This window comes from Nonomuraea wenchangensis (assembly GCF_900111685.1).
Taxonomy (GTDB): Bacteria; Actinomycetota; Actinomycetes; order Streptosporangiales; family Streptosporangiaceae; genus Nonomuraea; species Nonomuraea wenchangensis.
On the sequence record NZ_FOHX01000032.1, the window covers coordinates 21151 to 37611 of the forward strand.

Consider the following 16461-nt stretch of genomic DNA (forward strand, 5'->3'; position numbering starts at 1 on the left):
AGCGCGGCCTTAGAGTGGCCGCGTGGAGAAGGACGCGATCGCTTACATCTGCGAGCATTCCGATGATCTGCGGGTGATCCTGGCGGATCCGACCCCGTTGGACACCGTCCTCGACGCCGTCCGCGACGGCGACGACCCGGCCGGGGCACGGCCCCTCCTCGACGCTCTGCACGCGGCCGTCCAGCGGGCCGGCGACGCGTTCGGAATCATCCCCCACGATCATCGGGGCCCCGAGATGGCCACGGGCGCAGGGCTGGGGTCCGCGCGTCGACTCGAGATCTTCTTCTACTGCCCACGCGGCCGGTGCTCGCGGATCTGGGAGCCGGACCGGGAGAACCTCACCGTCCCGAGCTGCGTGGTGTTCGGTGAGGAGCTCGCCGAGAGAAGATCCTGATGGGCCTGCTCGAGGAGGTCGGCAAGAAGTTCGCCGAGCGCTGGCTGACGCTGCTGGTGCTGCCCGGTGCGTTGTTCCTGTGCGCGCTGTACGCGGCCGTCAGCCTGGACGGCTTCGACTTCGCGGCGCTGGCGCGGGAGGCGGACCGGTTCGACGCCAAGAACCGTGGCGACGGGTTCGCGCTCCTGTTCCTCGTCGTGTTCGGGCTGCTCTCGGCGGCGGCCGGGCTGGCTGTGTCGGCGCTCGGGACGCTGGTGGAGCGGCTGTGGCTGGCCGAGCGGTGGACGGCCTGGCCCGTGCCGCTGTACCGGGCGGCGCTGTGGCGGGTGACAGCGAGGGCGCGCGCGTGGGACGCGGCGTTCGCCGCGCAGGAGGAGTTGCGCCGCCGGTATCTGCGGGGGCTGATTCCGGGCGCGGAGCCGTCCGGGGTCACCGAACGCGATGTGCTGCGGGCACGCGCGAGAGTCACCGGGAAGTGCCCGGAACGTCCGGGACGTCCCACGTGGATGGGCAGCCGGATCCAGGCGGTCACTGACCGGTTCTGGGCAGAGTGCTCCCTCGATCTGCCCAGCGTCTGGCCGTCCCTGTGGCTGTTCCTGCCGGACACCACGCGCACCGAGCTCCGGCAGGCGCGGGAGGCGTTGACCAGAGCGGCGGCCCTGGCCGCGTGGGCGGTTCCGTATCTGGCGGCGGCGTTGTGGTGGTGGCCCGCGCTGTTGCTGCCACCCGCGCTGGCGGCCGCCGGGTGGCGGCGGGGCCGCCGCGCGGCCGAAGCATACGCACTGTTGATGGAGGCGACGGTCCGGCTGCACGGGCCTGGCCTGGCCGCGAGCCTGGGACTCGTCCAGGTGGGCCCGCTGGACACGACGCTCGGCGAGCGCCTCACCCTGGTCACGCAGGGGCGCTCGTATCTGCTGCCCTTGACAGAGAGCCGTCCCGGGGAATGATCGTCGGGTGCCCGCATGGACGTGCGAGGCCCAGGGACGGCGTCACCGGACGGACCTCGCGTACCGCGCCGGGGCCTGTGCCGGTGAGCTCCCGTAATCGTTGAGCGCGCGATCATCCGAGGCTGAACAATTGTTACTCACTGTAGTTGAGCTGGGGGACTGCGGCCTGCCATGGCAACGCGCTTGGACCGGGGAGAGAACGTGGCCGGTTTGCGCCATCATGACGGCGCCCGCCCGCAAGTAGCGCAGGGCGATCGGGTCGCGGAGCAGTTCCAGTGTGGCCTCGACGGAGTCGACCCCGCCGCCGAGGCCTACGACGATGGGCACGTTTACCACCAGGTCCTCCTGGTCTTTGCGATGGCGGGCATCAAAGAGCCCCGCCGGGCAGCGGGGTGCCCACGGGGTATCGGTAAAGGGGTGGAGGAGAGTCAGCCGGGGCCGTCAGCGGGTCACTTGCCGCGCTGTTCGCCGCAGGTGTTCATCGTGTCGCCGAGCGGGCGCGGCCACGAGGAACTGTTGCTGGCGTGCCCGTTACGGACGCGGGTCGGCCAGCGCGCTCTTGTGCTCGGCGACAGCCTGATGCAGGCGCTGTGCCAGGCGGTGCCGGCGGCGGTTCGCTGCCGTATGGGCGCGGGCTGGCACCTCACGCGGCATCGCGACGCGCCGCCCGGGTGATGATCTGGCCGGCTTCGATGACCGCCTGCAGGCCGGCGACGGCGTAGGCCAGGTGCTCGAACCTGTCGAGTACCTCTCGTCGGCGTCGGGCAGCCAGGGCGGGACCGTTGCCGCTGGCCAAGGTGTCTCCGCAGAAAATGAGCACGTGAGAGCCGAGGCCCCAGATCATGGCGTTGACCGCGCAGCACGCGGCCGCAAGCGGGTCGAGGTCGCCCATCGACCACCGGTAGTCGGCCGGGTCGGCGCCGGACAAGCGCAGCATGAGCGCGGCCGCTCGGATCATCCCACCGGTCCCGGCCGCGCAGTCGTCGAATGACCGGCCCGCTGCGGGGGTTTCCAGCAGGGCCAGCTGGACCAGCAGGGCGGTCAGGTCCGGTGGGCTGTGGTGCTCGGCGAGCGCGTGGCGGTCGCCGGGCGAACGCAGCACGGTCAGCAGCGCCCCGAGCGCGTCGTAGTGACACCGCTCGACAGGATCAGGATGTCCGGTCAGCCCGAGCAAACCGCCGGTGACGGCGCTGCGGGCGACGGCGTGGATCGCTCGCAGCAGTTCGTCGGCCGGTTCCTCCGCATCAAGCCAGGCCGCCAGAGGACGGCAGCAGGAGACGAGATAGGGGTCATACAGCCAGGCGTGCGCCCACAGGCGGCGCAGGAACCCGTACAGGGCGGCCGCGTCCAGGCCCAGGACGTGCTGGGCGACGTCACGGCCTTCGTGCAAGTCCTGCTGGCCGAGCAGCGCCAGCGTGGCTGTCACTCCGAGGGGGACCGCGATCGCCTCGCTGATGTTAGAGGCATGCCACGCAGCGGCGATCTTCTCGGCCAGCTTGTAGGGAGTCGTGCGGGCCAGCGGCAATCGGGAGGATGTCGAGACGGGAGCTGGTGCGGGGGTGGAGCCGCGCCCGGGGCACGCAGGCGGTGGGGGGATGGCGGCAGCCAGTCCTGAGGGTCGTTCGTCGGCTCCCGCTGTCTCGGTGAACAGGTCGAGCTGCTGTTGTCCCTCGACAGGGCGTCTGCGTCTACCCACGGCGACCGCCGAAGACGGTGGTGCGCCAGGTGAGGCCCGGCAGGGTGAGGTCGGGTACGAGCATCGTTTCTCCTGATGGAAGAGTCGGTGGAGGCCAGAGCCGGGCGGCCAGGAGGCTGCGGCCGGCGGACGGATCTGAGCGCGGTGCAGGGGTTGTCGCAAGGCCTGAACGGGTCTCCGATCAGCCCTGAGCGTCCAGGTGGTGGCAGCCGCGCCGAACAGGCCGTCGTGAGTGCGGTGCTGACCACGAACCTGCTCCCGCAGGTGGGCGGCATGGCGCAGGGGAGGGGATCACCTTCCTGGTGTTGGGCAGGTTCGCACGGAGCGGCGGCGCCGCAGATCGTGGCGGCCAGTACTCCCCTGAGTTCACCGAAGCGGGAAGGCAGGGAGTCGCTCTGTCACGGCCCAGCGAGGGCGCGATGGCGACGGATGAAGTGGCGGGCGAGCGTGAGCAGGGCCTCGAAGCAGGTGCAGTCCTCGTCGGTGCCCTCGCCGCAGACGCCGTCGCACGCCTCGTGGTACCAGCCGCCCGCCTGGGGCCGTGTCTCGGTTCTCCATCGGCGGGCGGCGTGACTGAACACGGCTGCCAGGGGAGGTGCCATCGAGGGATCGGTCAGTGCGATCCATGGCGCGTCCGCGTCGTTGAGGTAGGTGACCGCGATGCATCCCAAGGCATCGGCGGACAGGAAGTTGCTGGTGAGCCTCCAGGGGGTGGCAGTGGTCTGCTCGCCGGCGGAGGCGACGATGTCCGCAGCCGTCGTCAGTTCATGGTCCGGGGTCAGGTCAGGCATCGGCGGACCCCACCTGGGCCGTCCGCTTGGTGATCATGGTGCGTCCGCGCGAGCTATGCGGATGAGTGCCGAAGGTCAAAGGGGCTCCTTTCACGGCAGCGGAAGGTCCATCAGCAGGGCGCGGGCGAGGTCCACCATCGACGGCTCGCCTTTGGTGACCAGCCGGATCTGCAGCGGCTCGATGCCGGCGACGGTGACGCCGAGCAGCACATCGCGGTGCTGGCGCAGATCGCCCCAGTGCAGCCGGTAGTCCTCCTGCCGGTAGAGGGCGGCGTAGAACGGGGGTGCCGCTGCCCCGGCCCGCTCTTGCTGGTCGGGCCTGTCGGTCCACAGGCGGCAATCGCAGTCCGGCTCACCGCAGCGTTCGGCCGCCAGGTCGCGGCGGCTGGCGCTGTAGCGAGTCATCCGCCCGTTCAACAGGGGACAGGCGTTGATTGCGTAGGGGCCGCAGTCGGAGGGGTGGGCGGCGGGCTCGGCGGAGTAGCCTCGGCCGAAGTCCGCCGGCCGCAGCAGCAGCATGTACTTGCCGCCAGGACGGTCAGACAGCGGCTGTCCGCACATGCCGCAGCGCTTGTTCACCAGCAGGCTGTTGACCCGCCTGGGGTCGTTGATGCCGAACAGCGGCGGTCTGCGGCCGCTGGTGTGCCGGCCGGCTACCGCCGGGACGGCCAGCCCGCCATGTACCGGGCATCCGGCCATGCGCTTGGGGATACGCGGGCTCATTCGCTGGGCTCGTCGGACAGGATCGACCGGTAGACGGCGTCGATCGTGGCGATGGCTTCTTCCTCGGACATCTCGTCCAGGCGCAGGAGGGGTGTGGTGTCCACCGAGATGTCGGCGAGCCGCGCATCGGCGATGACCTGCTGGATGAGTGCGCTGGTCTCGGACGTCATGCGGCGCTGCCCGCGTTGTGGTCGGGGCGCGGCGTGCGGGAGGGCTGGGTGAGCCGGGCCCAGCGCGCCGCCAAGTCGGCCAGGATGCCTCGGTAGAGCAGGTCTGGCGGGCCGCTCCGGCGCCAGGTGTAGGTGCCGTCGGCCGGCACTCCCGGCAGGCAGTCGAGGCTGATGCGGCCGCCGTCGGCGGGCAGGCGCAGCGTGGTCAGGTCACACAGGCTGTAGCGGTCGCTGAGCAGGACCCGCCCGCCGGCCCCCTGGACGGACACCAGGTTGGGGTTGACCAGCAGGTCGAAGATCAGGCCGTGCAGGTCGGTGCGGCGTGTCTTGTCTCGCGTCGTAGCGGTCAGGAGGTCGGGTGTCGCGCGTGCGCTCATCGCAGGCAGTCCTCTCGTGTAGTCGCAGCGATGGTGGTCGTGGGCGTGGTGGCGCGGTGGTGGTCGAGCAGGTCGATGACGGCGACGGTGGCGTTGCCGGGGTCGGCGCTGCGCTCGGCCAGCCACAGCAGCTGGGCCAGCGCGTAGCCGCCGTCTTCGTGGGTGCCGGCCAGCGTGCCGATCCGGTCCGCCGTCGTGGTGTCGTCGCCGCGGGCTGGGGCGTCAGGTGGACGGCCAGACCGCTGGTGGCCACGATGAGCCGCCTGAACTGCTCGATGCCGACGGTGCGCGAGTGCGGCAGCAGCCCGGCGTGCTGGCGGGCGACGTGGCACGGCGTACTCCAGGGCGGGCAGCACGGCTCGGTCAGAGCCACCACTTCGCCGAGGGGGGTGATGCCCCACACGGCTGTGTCTCCGGCCCAGGCCAGGCTGACGCCGCGATGGCGGTTGATGGCCACCACGGTGGCGGTGCTCGCGCCCTCCCGGCCCGCAGGCACGAGCATGTTGCGCTGTTCGACATAGGTCCGGGCCGCGCGCAGCCCCTCGGCCGGGACGCCGGTGGAGGAGGCCACCGCGGCGGCGATCTGCGCGGTGATCTGCGCGACTTGCGCGGCGTCGGCGTGGTCGCCGTCGCCATCGGCCACGGCGAGTGCCAAGGACGGGCCGCCGTCGCACATGTGCAAGTAGTCGGTGTTGAGGCGGCGGCCGCCGGTGATGCTGTCGTAGTAGAGGGTGGCCAGATCGCCGGGGTGGATGGTGAGCGATCATCACATCTCCTTGCCAGGGGTGGGACAAGCGGAAAGCCCCGGAGCCGAACTGGCACCGGGGACCAAGGCGGACGTTGAGGCAGAAGGCGCTTGCCGGCTGCGCCGGGTTACTGCGGCGGGCCGCCGGCGGGCGGCTCGCCGGCGAGTGTCTCGACCACATCGCCATCGACCACATCGCCGTCGACTACGTCGGAGCCGGGGGTGGCGGTGTCGTTGGCGTGAACCTGCTCGCACAGCGCGACGAATTCCTGCAACTGGTCGAGGCCGGCGTGCCGCATGGTGGTGGCGTAGCGGGCGAAGAACGCCTCGTACAGGGCGCTGGTGCCGCCCTGCCACAGACGCAGGATGCGCTCGCGCAGCCGGTCGGCGAGCTGCTCGCCCTGGCCGGGCAGGGGCGCGGGCGTGGCGGGCGCGCTCACGTCATCTGGCCGGGGCGCGTCCTGGCGGGGCGCATCGGTGGCGGGATCGTCGGGCACCGGTGACTGCTCGGCGGTTGGCTCATACCGGCCCGAGGACGGCTTGTGGCCGTCGCGGCCGGTGGCGCCGGGCAGGGTGGCGCCCAGCGCGTTGAGGACGACGCGCAGCTGCCGGGTCAGGTGCCCGGCCCGGCTCGCCTGCACCCAGATGGCGCGCACCTGCTCAGCGGTGGCGGCGGCCGAGGCCTGAGTGATGTAGTCCACGAGGGGCGGCTGCCCGGCGCGGTCGTCGGACGGTGTCGCGGAGCCGGTGTCGCCGGTGGGGGCGTCTTTGCTGGTTCCGGCGGGCAGCTGGGGGACGCCGCTGCGGGCCGTCCGGGGCGGGATGGTGCCGGTCAGCAGCTGCCGGGGGGTGATGGCCTCCTCGATCCGAAGGCGCGGGATGGGGAAGGTGACCGGCTTACCGTCCTCGATCACAGCGCCCTTGACGACCATCAGCCGAGCGTCCACGTAGTCGCCGATCTTGTCGGCGAGCACGGCCCGAGCGGGCAGGTCCTCGGCCGCGTTCAGTCCTCCGCTGACCAGCAGCCACGTACCCAGCGAGGGCAGGTCCTGCGGCAGCACCGACAGCCGGGTCTTCAGCTCGCACCGCAGGACGCGTTCGGCCTTGCACAGGCAGGGCCGCCCGGACTTCTGCTCGATCGTCGCCCCGTCGCACCGCCGCATGCAGTAGGGCCGTCCCACAGCTCCATCCATTGGCTGACCGGGTGGCGCGGGAGATATACCGGGATCTCATCGGCGTCGGTGACGACCTGCCACCGGTCCATGCCGCGCGTCATCGGCGCGACGGTGCCGCCGTACAGGCTGGCGGCGGCTTCGATCATCGCCCGGGAGGGGCTGGTGAAGCGGAAGGTGAACAGCTTGACCGGCCGCACGCCGCCGTTCTTGCCCGGCACGCTGTCGCCGATGTGCAGGTGGCCGTCGGGCCAGTAGGAGCGCTGCCGGCGACGCATGTTCGCCAGCACGTCGGGGTCGACCGGCATCAGGATGCCTCCTTCAGCGTGGGCGGCTGGATCGGCTTGAAGGGCCGCCGGTCCAGGTGGTGGACGTAGTCGGTGACCGGCTGCAGCCCGCGGAAGGCGGCGAAGGCGGCCTCGTCGGCCGGCAGCGGGATGAAGCCATAGGCGGTGGTGCGCAGGTTGAGGATCGCCACCCCGTCGAACGGCGGGGTGGGGATCTCGTGGTCGGGCTCGTGGCAGTCGGCGGCGGTGCCGTAGCGGCACTGGGGCGGGCAGACCAGTGCGACCGGCGCGTTGCGCAGCGCGGCCAGCTGCAGCGGGTAGTCCTCCCACACCGTGCTGGCCGGGTGCTTGAGGCTGGTCTTGATGTCCACCAGCCACAACCCCGACGAGGTCGGCAACGGGTCGGGCGGCAGGCTGCGCGGCCGGTAGCGGGGCACCAGCGGCGAGGTCGGGCCGTCGAAGCGCAACCGCACCCACAGGTCGCTGGTTCCGGCGTAACCGGCGTCACGGTGCAGCATGGTGCATTCGGCGGCGATCACGTCGCGTTCGATGTCCACGCCGAAGTCGGCCAGCCATTGGCGGTAGGAGTCCACGAACGGCTCGGCCTCGGGGTCGGGCGCGATCGGAGCGCCGAGGTTGACGGCGCGGGCCTGGCGGTGGACGCGGCTGCCCAGCTCGCGCCGCTTCTCCCACTGCTCCCGGTAGGCGGCCTTGGCCTGGCGGACGAACGCGGCGAGCTCGCCGGGGTCGGCGGCCGCCCGCAGGGCGTCGGGCAGATGCTCGGCGAACCATTCGGCGGTCACCTTGGCGGCCGCCGGCGCCAGTGCGTCGATGGCGAGCTGGTTGAGCACGTTGGTGACCGACACCAGCAACCGTCCCGGCCCTGCGGGGTCGCTGTAGAAGCGGCCATGGTCGGTGGCCAGCGCGTGCGCCGGGCTGTCGTCGCCCTCCACCTGGGCCCATTCCGGCTGGTGGGCGGTCATGCCGGCTGCGGCCGTCGTTCGGCCTGCATCGCCTCGGGCAGCGGGCGCCCGCACACCGGCCGCCCGTCCACCAGGACGTGCAGCCGGTCGGCGGCCTGCTCATCACGGGTGTAGAGGTCGACCACGACGCCTCCGTCGGTGGCCTGCATGATGTAGCCCTCGACCTGGTCGGTGTGGACGCGGGCGATGGGCCAGCCGGTGACGGTCTCCATCATCTCGGCCTCGATGCCGCGTCCGGCCCGTACCAGGACGTCGCTGATGGCCTGCAGCGTGCCGGCGCCCCAATGACCTTGGTCGCTCAGCAGCCGCTGGTAGATGGCCTCGATGGCCTGCACGCTGGACAGCGGCGGACTGCCGGAGGAGGGCGGCGAGGCGGGATGATCAGACGGAGCCGGGCGGGACGCGGGGTAGGGCAGATCGGACAGGCACACCAGGGCGCCTCCCTTTCGGTCACAGGACAACAGGAACAAGCGGCGCGACCTCCGCCGAAGGAGCAGCCGATGGCTGCGCGGCGAGGTCGCGCGCCGTGGAGCGGATGAAGGGATGGAGGGGGCCGGGTCAGCGGCCGGTGGCGGCCAGTTGCAGCGCGCGCACCGCCTGGCCTTCCATGTCGGCGGCGACGTCGGCGTTGGGCAGCGTCTGGGCGACGCTGGTGACGGCGTGCATCACCCCGCCAGCGCTCAGGTCGGCGCCCCGGATGAAGTGGGCGAGGATCTGCTCTTGCTGCTCCTCGCCGAAGGCCAGCCGCTTGGCCACCAGCTCGATGGTGCGGCTCGGGTCGGCCAGCGGGGTGCGCGCCAGCCCGGTCAGCTCCTGCAGCTTGGCCCGCACGTAGCCGAGATCGAGGAAGGTGGCCACGGCGTCGCGGGCCTGGGCGGCCACCAGGTCGAGGTTCTTGCGGCGGGTGTCGTCGCTCCAGCGCACCACTCCTTCGTCCATGCGCCCGCCGAGGTGGATGTGGCGCAGGGCGTCAACGGGGATGGTCAGGCCGTTGCGGCACACCTGCACCAGCAGGCGGGGGACGATGGAGAAGGCGCCGCACCCGGTCTCGCTGTTGGAGATCACGAACCCGGCGAAGACAAACGGATTGTCGGCCCCGGACGCGCCGGTGAACGGCGAGCGATACTCGCCCAGCAGGTCGGGGGCCAGGGCGCGGATCTGCTCGCACACCACCCGCACGTACATGCGCCGTTCGGTCAGGTCACAGCCATCGATCTGCACCTGGGCGCCGCTCCGGCGTACGCCGTCCAGCGCGGCCATCAGCACGTCCAGGTTGTCCAGGATGCGGTAGGAGTCGGACAAGAACGCCCGGGCCACGCCCTCGCCGCCGCCCCCATGATGCAGGGCGCGCAGCAGGAAACGCCGGTCCAGGTCTTCCAGCCAGCCGTTGACGTTGGCGTCGTAGAGGGCGGGCCGTTCGGTGCGCAGCCGGCGCAGGTACTGCGGCGGGATGCGCAGCTTGTCGGCCACGCCCTGATCGCACACCGACGTCGGCAGGTACAGGCCTGCGGTGGTCGTGACACCGGTCTGTTTCAGCAGCGGCGGGGTGCCGATGAGCTGCAGCCGGGTGCCCGCCGCGCGGATCTGGTCGCTGTGGACCACGACGTCGACCTTGTGCGCCTGCTGGTGCCGCAGCAGGTCCACCAGATCCTCCAGGCGGGCGTTACGAGTGGTCAGGGTAAGCGGAGACACGGTCATAGCGGGAAGTCCCTTTCGGTGGGCAAGCACGCCGGGCCCGGCCGCAGCAGCGCGGCCGGGCCCGAAGGAGCAGGCGATGGTGGCGGGGCGCCAGACCCCAGACGAAGGCCGGGCAGGAAAGGCGCGGCCCGACGGACGAGTGAGCGCCAGGACAGGCAGCCTCGTGGGGACGGTTACGCGGAGGCCAGAGTCTCGAGGAACTCCCGATCGGTCGGCAGGTCCTCCAGCGTCCAGCCCATGACCAGCCAAGGCGCGCCCGCGCTGGTGTCGGTGGCGAAGCGGCCACGCTGATGCGGCCGGCTCTGGCCGCCCCGGTAGACCTCCAGCACCTTGTTGTCGAGGTCGATCATGTATCCCCACTCACAGTGCGGGTCGGCAGGGAAGTCGGAGGCGTCCTCGATGACGCCGGCCTGGAGGATCTTCTCCGGGTCGCCCTGGGTCTGCCACAGCAGCTCCCACCAGTAGCGCGCCTGCGAGGAGCAGGGGTCGGTGTACTGCGCCAGCCGGGCGATGTCACCAGGGGTGGGACGGCTGGTCGGGCTGACCACCCGCACGGCGGCGGCCTGCTTGCGCAGTACGTCCAGGGGCGGGGCTGCGATACGCAGCCACGTCAGCACCAGCACACCTACACCGGCCGGGTAGGTGTCGTCGTGCGCGTAGGAGATCTTGGCTGTGCGGTCGATGACGAATCCGAGGAACCCGCGCGTCGCCATGGTCACGCACCTGCCGGACGGTCGGAGGTGATCAGCGCGCGCACCTCGGCCTGGCGGTAGCGGCGGTGCTCGCCGAATGTTCGGGTGAAGGTGAGCGTGCCGGCTCCGGCCCGGCGGGTGACGGTCGTGGCGTCGGCGCGGGGCATCATGGCGGCCTCGGCTGTCTTCAGCCGCGACTCGGCCTGAAGGTGATGCATGTGCTTCCTTAACTGTGGACGGGACGGGTGGATGGGACGGACAACAAGGGGTGACGAACCGGCGGGCACCGGCTCGGGAGGGGGCAGCGGGCCGGCCCGGCTCACCGCTCCAGGGCGGCCGGGAACGGCTGTGACGGCAGTCCGGCGAGCAGCGCTTCGGCGTAGCGGCGCAGCGCAGCGTCCCCGATCTCGCCGGGGTGGGCGTAGGTGCCTGCCCAGTCGAGGCTGCCGGTGGAGTCGTGGACGGCGCTGAGGTGATCCAGCTGCACGACGCAGCCGCAGCCACCGGGGCAGCGGGCCAGGAGCCGGATGGTCCAGGTGGGCTGGACGCCGCACGGCCCAGGCAGGCACTTACGGCAGTCGGAGTGGCCGTCCTCGGCCTGTTGGGTGTCAATACCTTCAGTGATCTTGATCTGGTAGTCAACGGACGCCATGGGCGTGCACCTTCCGGGGCCGGTCAGGCCGCGATCGCATCGGCGGCCGGATCGGTTGGGTCGGGATGGGCCGCCTCCTCGGCGTCCGTGCCGGCGTCCGCGTCTGCGGGCGGCTCGGCCAAGACCTCAGCGAGGATGGTCGCCTCTTCAGCGGTGATCGCAGCGCGGTCCAGGGCTTCCGGGTCGACGCCGTCAGGCTCGGCCTCGATCTCCGTCTCGGGCTTGGGCTCGGGCTCGGGCGGTTCCTGGCCGCTGACCACGACGGGAATGTCGGCGCCGCTCTCACCGGCGCGGACAGCGTCAGCGGGGACAGTGACGGCGGGGACGGTGTCGGGTGCCTCGTCCTCGGGGCCCGTGACGATGCTGTCCTGCCCGGGGGCATCACCCCGGTACGGGACGCCGTCGATGAGCGAACGCTCGATGGGCGCCGGGTCATACGCCTTGTCGCCGAGTTCCGGCCCCAGCTCCTGCACCAGAAAACGCAGCCACACGGTGGCGTCGGCCACCGAGCAGGGGCTGTAGCGGCCCTCCCGCCAGGTGTTCTTGCACTCCTCGGACGCCGCGGTCATCCGGTACTCGAACGCGGCCGCGATCGGCAGCAACTGCAGCATGGCCATCCGGCCGGGCGTCGCCGTCGCGAGCGCGGCATCCAGGTCCATAGGACCGCCCAGCTTGCGATAGGTCGTGCTGTTCTTCGCGTGGCCGAGCTCATCGCACAAGGCCGCGGGCATGGTGTTGAGCATCCGGGTGACGAACCGGTGCACGCACTTGGGGGCACTCTTGCGGGCGAGAAACGCCGTCAACCACGCCTGCCGGACCGTACCGGCCGCCTTCCAGGCCCGGTTGCCCTCCACGACGATCCGGCGAGACGGGCCGTCGTCCCGGGGCCGGACCGTACCGGCCGCCGCCGACGTGGACGACAGCGACGACAACGGCTGAGCGCTCGGCGGGGCGTAGCCGTGCTCACCAGGGGTGCTGCAATACAGTTCCGCCTCTCCGGGCCGCCAGGAGTAGAAGAACGCGCCGCGGCCGGGGCAGTCATGGTGGGCCTCGGGATCGAACCCGTCGACCTCGCGGGCCAGGACGTGCAGCAGCATCGCGCCCGCGGGCTGATGCTCGGTGACGGGAATACCGGCCAGCTCCAGCGCAGCGCACGCCTCGGCATACGCCTTGGCCTGGGCTGCGGCCTCCGCCCGCTCCTCGCGCAGCACCTGGATGGCGTAGGCGGGGTTGTGGCCCCACTGATCCACCATGATCTGGATGCGGGCCGTGGCGTCCTCGTCGCCGTCGAACTCGGTCAGCAGTGCCAGTTCCTCGGTGGTCCAGGCGTAGTCCATCGTCTGGGCCGTCTTGCGAGTCTGTTCCGACAGCCCACCTGCGGCGAGCGCGTCGGAGATCTCCTTGCGGCTGCGGCCGGTGCGCCTGCGGATCTCGGTACGGCTCGCGCCGGCGTCGAAGGCGAGGGCCAGCGCCTGGTTCTTCTCGAAGACGGTCAGCGGCCGCCGGTAGTCCTCGTCGTTCTCCACGACCTGGTCGATGTAGATCAGTGCCTGCTTGTCGGCCTTGGTCAGGTCGATCAGGCATAGCGGCTTGTCCCGGCCGATCTTGCGGAAACCGCCGAACCGGCGGTTGCCCTTGATCACCCAAAACCGCGCTTCAGGGTTGACGTCCGGGTTGTCGGGGTCAGGCTTGTAGTCGGCCGGGATGGGCACGACGGTGATCACGACCTGTTGCTCTTCCTTCAAGCTGGCGCAGTACTCGGTGGTCAGGTGCAGGTCTTGGCGGACGTTGCCGGGAAAGTGGTCGAGATACTTCAGCTGGATGCGGGCCAGACGGTAGTCCTCGGGCATTTCGAGGTCGTCGGGCAACTCCACAGCGGAGGCGGACATGCGTAGATGACTCCTTGGTTGACGGGCGGGCCGGCGGCCCGATCGGCCGCAGCCCTGGCGAAAAGGGTGAGGAGGACCTGTGGGGCCAGACAGCCCGGCGCTCAGGCGGCCTCGGGCAGTTCGGTGTGGCCTGCCGTAGCGCCCTGCACCATCCGCGGCGAAGCCGGCTCGACCGGCGGCCAGGAGGTGTGCCCTTCCTGCACCGCGCTGTAGCGGGAGCACAACCCGATCGCACTCGCGGTGACCTTGATGACGGCGCGCACGGTCTTCTTGCCGGCCTCGTCGCGGCCCTCGTAGGTGCGCGGCTGAGCATCGACGCCCTGAACCACCAGCACGTGACCCTGCCGGTAGGACTCCTGCGCCCGGATCGCGGCCACCCCGTAGGTGACGACCTCGAAAATCCGGGTCGGGATGTAGGGCGATCCATCGCGGCCGGGCGTCGCCGGCCCGTCCGCCTTGAGCTTGGCCGACCACATGGCCGGCGCGTTGTGGCTGGCGGGGAAGAAGCGAGGTTCGTAGGCGATCGTTCCGGTAATGCTGATCTGGATGTCCATGTGCGGCCCTTTCGCTCCCTGATTCCCCGGTGGTGGGGCGTGGGGAAGGTGACGGATGTGGGAGGGCCGGGTGGAGGGGCCGTCTTGGTGGCGGCCCGTCCCGGCATGGCAGAGACAGCACCGCCAGAACCGGGGCCGTCAACCCGGGCAGGGCCGGGCGCAGGCAAGATGTTTTGCGCAGCAAAAGATCTTGCCTGTCCGGCCCCCATGCACCAGAGCCGCCGCTGCTGGGCACGTCCGGTGGCGGACCGGGTTGCGGTCACGGGACGTCGGCGGTGCAGGATCGGCCTGCCGGGAAACGGGGCACCACCAGTGACCGGCGCTCACCACGGCAACCCCTCAGGTACAGCGCACGACCACGCCTCAGATCACCCGGTAACCGGGATCGCACCGCCATGAGATCCGCCAGGATCTTGGACATGGGACGGCATGCGCGCCCTGATGTACGTCGACGGCGGTCGGGTCCGGGTGCGCTCCCGCGGGTGAGCTCGACGACCCGCAGGCCCCGCTCGCCGTACATGCTGCCCTATCGGTTCTACCTGTGGCCTGCCGCAATCCGCGCCCCGCAGGGCGGCCCGGCCACCGAGGACCTGACGGTGAGCGTTCGACTGCGGTTGGGCGAGGCCGGCGACGGCTCGGGGGCGCCGGCGCAGGAGGATGGCCACGCCTACGTGCGCGTCGCCGCGACCCCGTCGGCCCGCCTCACCCTCAGGCACGGCCCGTCCGAGATCGGCGCCTGCGACCGGGGCGCGCTGCTCGCCGCCGGACGCCATGAGGATGGCCCGGTCACCTGGCGGGTGCCCGACGCCGGGCGGGCCTGGTGCGGACGGTGGTCCGCCACGCGGCCACCGGCGAGCCGGTCCCGTGCCGTGTGTACTTCCGGTCGGCGGACGGAGTGCCGTACCCGCCGCACGGCCACCGCGGGCACATCAACTCCGACGGCAACACCTGGAACCTCGACATCGGCGGCGACGTGCGGCTCGGCGCCACCACCTACTCCTACATCGACGGCACCTGCGAGGGCTGGCTGCCGCTGGGCGAGGTCACGGTGGAGGCGGCGCGCGGCTGCGAGTACGATCCGCTCCGCACGACCGTTACCATCCGGCCCGGCCAGGCCGGACTGGAGCTGATGCTGACCCGGCTGACCGACCTGGCCGCCACCGGCTGGTACAGCGGCGACACCCACGTGCACTTCGTCTCGACGCTCGGCGGCGAGCTCGAAGCGCGCGGCGAGGACGTCCGCGTCACCAACCTGCTGCTCAGCCAGTGGGGGCACCTGTTCACCAACGCCGAGGAGTTCACCGGCCACCCGCGCACCTCCGCCGACGGCCACAGCCACGTCTTCGCCGGCCAGGAGAACCGCAGCGGCATGCTGGGCCACTTCAACCTGCTCGGCCTGCGCCGCCCTGTCATGCCGTGGTGTACCGGCAGCGCCGAGGAGTCCGAACTCGGCGGCGGCCTGGAGACCGCCCTGTCCCACTGGGCCGACGAATGCCACGAGCAGGGCGGCACGGTCGTTCTCGCGCACTTCTCGGTGCCGAACGGGGAGGCCGCGGCTGTATGCCGTCGAGATGATCGCCTAGGACCCGTACAACATCCAGGAGTACTGCCGCTACCTCAACGCGGGGTGCCGGGTGACGCTGGTCAGCGGCACGGACAAGTTGAGCAGCGAGGTGCCGATCGGTCTCCTCCGCACCTACGCCCACGTGCGCGCAGGCGGAACTGGGCTACTGGACGTGGTGCCAGGCCGTGCGCGAGGGGGCCACCTTCGTGACCAGCGGGCCACTGCTGAGCCTGTACGTCGACGGCCACCGGCCGGGCCAGGAGCTCCCGGCCCGGCGCGACCCTCGACATCACCGCACGCGCCGAGTCGATCTTCCTCATCGACCGCATCGAGATCGTCGTCAACGGCCACGTCGTGCCGGGCACCGCATCTCACGGCCGGAGCGCACACTCGAACTCGCCACCGCCGTGCCGGTCGGTGAGGACTCATGGATCGCCGCACGATGCCACGGACCCGGCGCCGGCGTCGCCAGGCACCAGCACGTCTGAGCGTGGCCGATCATGGCGCACACCCCGCCCGTCTACGTGCGTACGGGGGCGAACTATGAACGCTTCGACGCACGTACGGTCGAGCACATGCTGAACCTCGTCGAAGGGTCCGCTCGTCCACATCGACGAGCGGACCCGGCGGCTGTGGCCGGGGCAGGTCTGCCATCGGCACGGGCGGGAGGACCATCTGGCCTTCCTGCGAGCGCCATTCCTGGAGCGCGAGACCTGCTGGAACGCCGGCGAGCCGCCGCGGCCCCCTCGGTCAGGTCGTGAGGGCGGCCGCCGCTTGCCGGTAGATGACGCTCGGGTCCTCCGGCAGCCACGCCTTCACCTGGCGGCTCCAGGCATCGGCGAGCACCTCGGGCTGATGCGCCTCGAGGCCGTCCAGGGCCGCCGCGACGATCGTCTCGGGGTCGCCCTTGTGGCCGTCGTACCAGGCCATCATGTCCGTGTCCGCGGCGCCCAGGTGCAGTCCCGTCACCAGGGTGCGCTGATGGGCCAGCTCCAGGCGGACGCTGTTGGTGAGCGCCCACTCGGCGGCTTTGGCCGCGTGGTAGGCGCCCGCGCCGTCGGTGGCGAGCCACGAGATCGCCGACAGCACGTTCATGATCGCGCCGTCGGCCAGCTGGGGCGCGAAGG

At 71.2% G+C, this 16461-nt stretch carries 21 protein-coding genes; 4 read left to right on the forward strand and 17 right to left on the reverse strand.

What is annotated here, in order from left to right:
• Positions 1-22: 22 nt before the first annotated feature.
• The 3 genes from BMW85_RS47410 (at position 23) to BMW85_RS47420 (ending at position 2016) form a co-directional block, all read left to right on the forward strand.
• Positions 23-394, forward strand: a complete 372-nt coding sequence (locus tag BMW85_RS47410) for a hypothetical protein (protein ID WP_091094339.1) — start codon at positions 23-25, stop codon at positions 392-394.
• A complete protein-coding gene (locus BMW85_RS47415) occupies positions 394-1341 on the forward strand; it encodes a hypothetical protein (protein WP_091094340.1) in 948 nt (315 codons plus the stop codon). Before BMW85_RS47410 ends, BMW85_RS47415 begins: the two co-directional genes overlap by 1 nt.
• 201 nt (positions 1342-1542) lie before the next feature.
• Complete coding sequence (locus BMW85_RS47420) at positions 1543-2016, forward strand: hypothetical protein (RefSeq protein WP_143082669.1); 474 nt, start codon at positions 1543-1545, stop codon at positions 2014-2016.
• Here BMW85_RS47420 and BMW85_RS47425 read toward each other — a convergent pair.
• From BMW85_RS47425 to BMW85_RS47490, 16 genes are all read right to left on the reverse strand, one after another.
• Entirely contained in the window at positions 1985-2866 is an 882-nt protein-coding gene (locus BMW85_RS47425) for a DNA methyltransferase family protein (protein WP_091094342.1), read from the reverse strand. The genes BMW85_RS47420 and BMW85_RS47425 overlap by 32 nt on opposite strands.
• A 569-nt stretch (positions 2867-3435) precedes the next feature.
• Positions 3436-3828 carry a hypothetical protein gene (locus tag BMW85_RS47430; protein WP_091094343.1) on the reverse strand — a complete coding sequence of 131 codons (393 nt, stop codon included), beginning with the start codon at positions 3826-3828 and terminating at the stop codon, positions 3436-3438.
• A gap of 90 nt (positions 3829-3918) precedes the next feature.
• Positions 3919-4551 (reverse strand): hypothetical protein, encoded by a 633-nt coding sequence (locus BMW85_RS47435; protein ID WP_143082670.1) that lies wholly within the window; start codon positions 4549-4551, stop codon positions 3919-3921.
• A complete protein-coding gene (locus tag BMW85_RS50250; protein ID WP_177241267.1) occupies positions 4548-4721 on the reverse strand; it encodes a hypothetical protein in 174 nt (57 codons plus the stop codon). The genes BMW85_RS47435 and BMW85_RS50250 overlap by 4 nt, the downstream gene beginning before the upstream one ends.
• Entirely contained in the window at positions 4718-5098 is a 381-nt protein-coding gene (locus tag BMW85_RS50255; protein ID WP_091094345.1) for a hypothetical protein, read from the reverse strand. Before BMW85_RS50255 ends, BMW85_RS50250 begins: the two co-directional genes overlap by 4 nt.
• The gene (locus BMW85_RS51770; protein WP_245775493.1) at positions 5095-5430 is read right to left on the reverse strand and encodes a hypothetical protein; all 336 of its coding nucleotides are present in this window, start codon (positions 5428-5430) and stop codon (positions 5095-5097) included. Before BMW85_RS51770 ends, BMW85_RS50255 begins: the two co-directional genes overlap by 4 nt.
• A gap of 541 nt (positions 5431-5971) precedes the next feature.
• On the reverse strand, positions 5972-7024 hold the full coding sequence (locus BMW85_RS47450; protein ID WP_177241269.1) for a recombination directionality factor: 1053 nt from the start codon (positions 7022-7024) through the stop codon (positions 5972-5974).
• Complete coding sequence (locus BMW85_RS49150; protein WP_143082672.1) at positions 6919-7323, reverse strand: recombination directionality factor; 405 nt, start codon at positions 7321-7323, stop codon at positions 6919-6921. The genes BMW85_RS47450 and BMW85_RS49150 overlap by 106 nt, the downstream gene beginning before the upstream one ends.
• The gene (locus tag BMW85_RS47455) at positions 7323-8285 is read right to left on the reverse strand and encodes a hypothetical protein (RefSeq protein ID WP_091094348.1); all 963 of its coding nucleotides are present in this window, start codon (positions 8283-8285) and stop codon (positions 7323-7325) included. Before BMW85_RS47455 ends, BMW85_RS49150 begins: the two co-directional genes overlap by 1 nt.
• A complete protein-coding gene (locus BMW85_RS47460) occupies positions 8282-8716 on the reverse strand; it encodes a hypothetical protein (protein WP_091094349.1) in 435 nt (144 codons plus the stop codon). The genes BMW85_RS47455 and BMW85_RS47460 overlap by 4 nt, the downstream gene beginning before the upstream one ends.
• A gap of 127 nt (positions 8717-8843) precedes the next feature.
• A complete protein-coding gene (locus BMW85_RS47465; protein ID WP_091094350.1) occupies positions 8844-9983 on the reverse strand; it encodes a DUF932 domain-containing protein in 1140 nt (379 codons plus the stop codon).
• Positions 9984-10156: 173 nt separating this feature from the next.
• Positions 10157-10696: a hypothetical protein gene (locus BMW85_RS47470; protein ID WP_091094351.1), complete on the reverse strand. Its 540-nt coding sequence runs from the start codon at positions 10694-10696 to the stop codon at positions 10157-10159.
• A gap of 2 nt (positions 10697-10698) precedes the next feature.
• The gene (locus BMW85_RS47475; RefSeq protein ID WP_091094352.1) at positions 10699-10893 is read right to left on the reverse strand and encodes a MerR family transcriptional regulator; all 195 of its coding nucleotides are present in this window, start codon (positions 10891-10893) and stop codon (positions 10699-10701) included.
• Positions 10894-10994: 101 nt separating this feature from the next.
• Positions 10995-11327 (reverse strand): hypothetical protein, encoded by a 333-nt coding sequence (locus BMW85_RS47480; protein ID WP_091094353.1) that lies wholly within the window; start codon positions 11325-11327, stop codon positions 10995-10997.
• Positions 11328-11350: 23 nt separating this feature from the next.
• Complete coding sequence (locus BMW85_RS47485; RefSeq protein ID WP_091094354.1) at positions 11351-13216, reverse strand: hypothetical protein; 1866 nt, start codon at positions 13214-13216, stop codon at positions 11351-11353.
• A 101-nt stretch (positions 13217-13317) separates the two neighbouring features.
• A complete protein-coding gene (locus BMW85_RS47490) occupies positions 13318-13770 on the reverse strand; it encodes a hypothetical protein (protein WP_091094355.1) in 453 nt (150 codons plus the stop codon).
• A gap of 820 nt (positions 13771-14590) precedes the next feature.
• On the opposite strand from BMW85_RS47490, the gene BMW85_RS47495 reads away from it, so the two are divergent.
• The gene (locus tag BMW85_RS47495; RefSeq protein ID WP_091094356.1) at positions 14591-15544 is read left to right on the forward strand and encodes a CehA/McbA family metallohydrolase domain-containing protein; all 954 of its coding nucleotides are present in this window, start codon (positions 14591-14593) and stop codon (positions 15542-15544) included.
• Between the two features lie 540 nt (positions 15545-16084).
• Here the strand turns inward: BMW85_RS47495 and BMW85_RS47500 are convergent.
• The coding region (locus BMW85_RS47500) for an SDR family NAD(P)-dependent oxidoreductase (RefSeq protein ID WP_143082673.1) at positions 16085-16461 on the reverse strand (377 nt) is incomplete at its 5' end.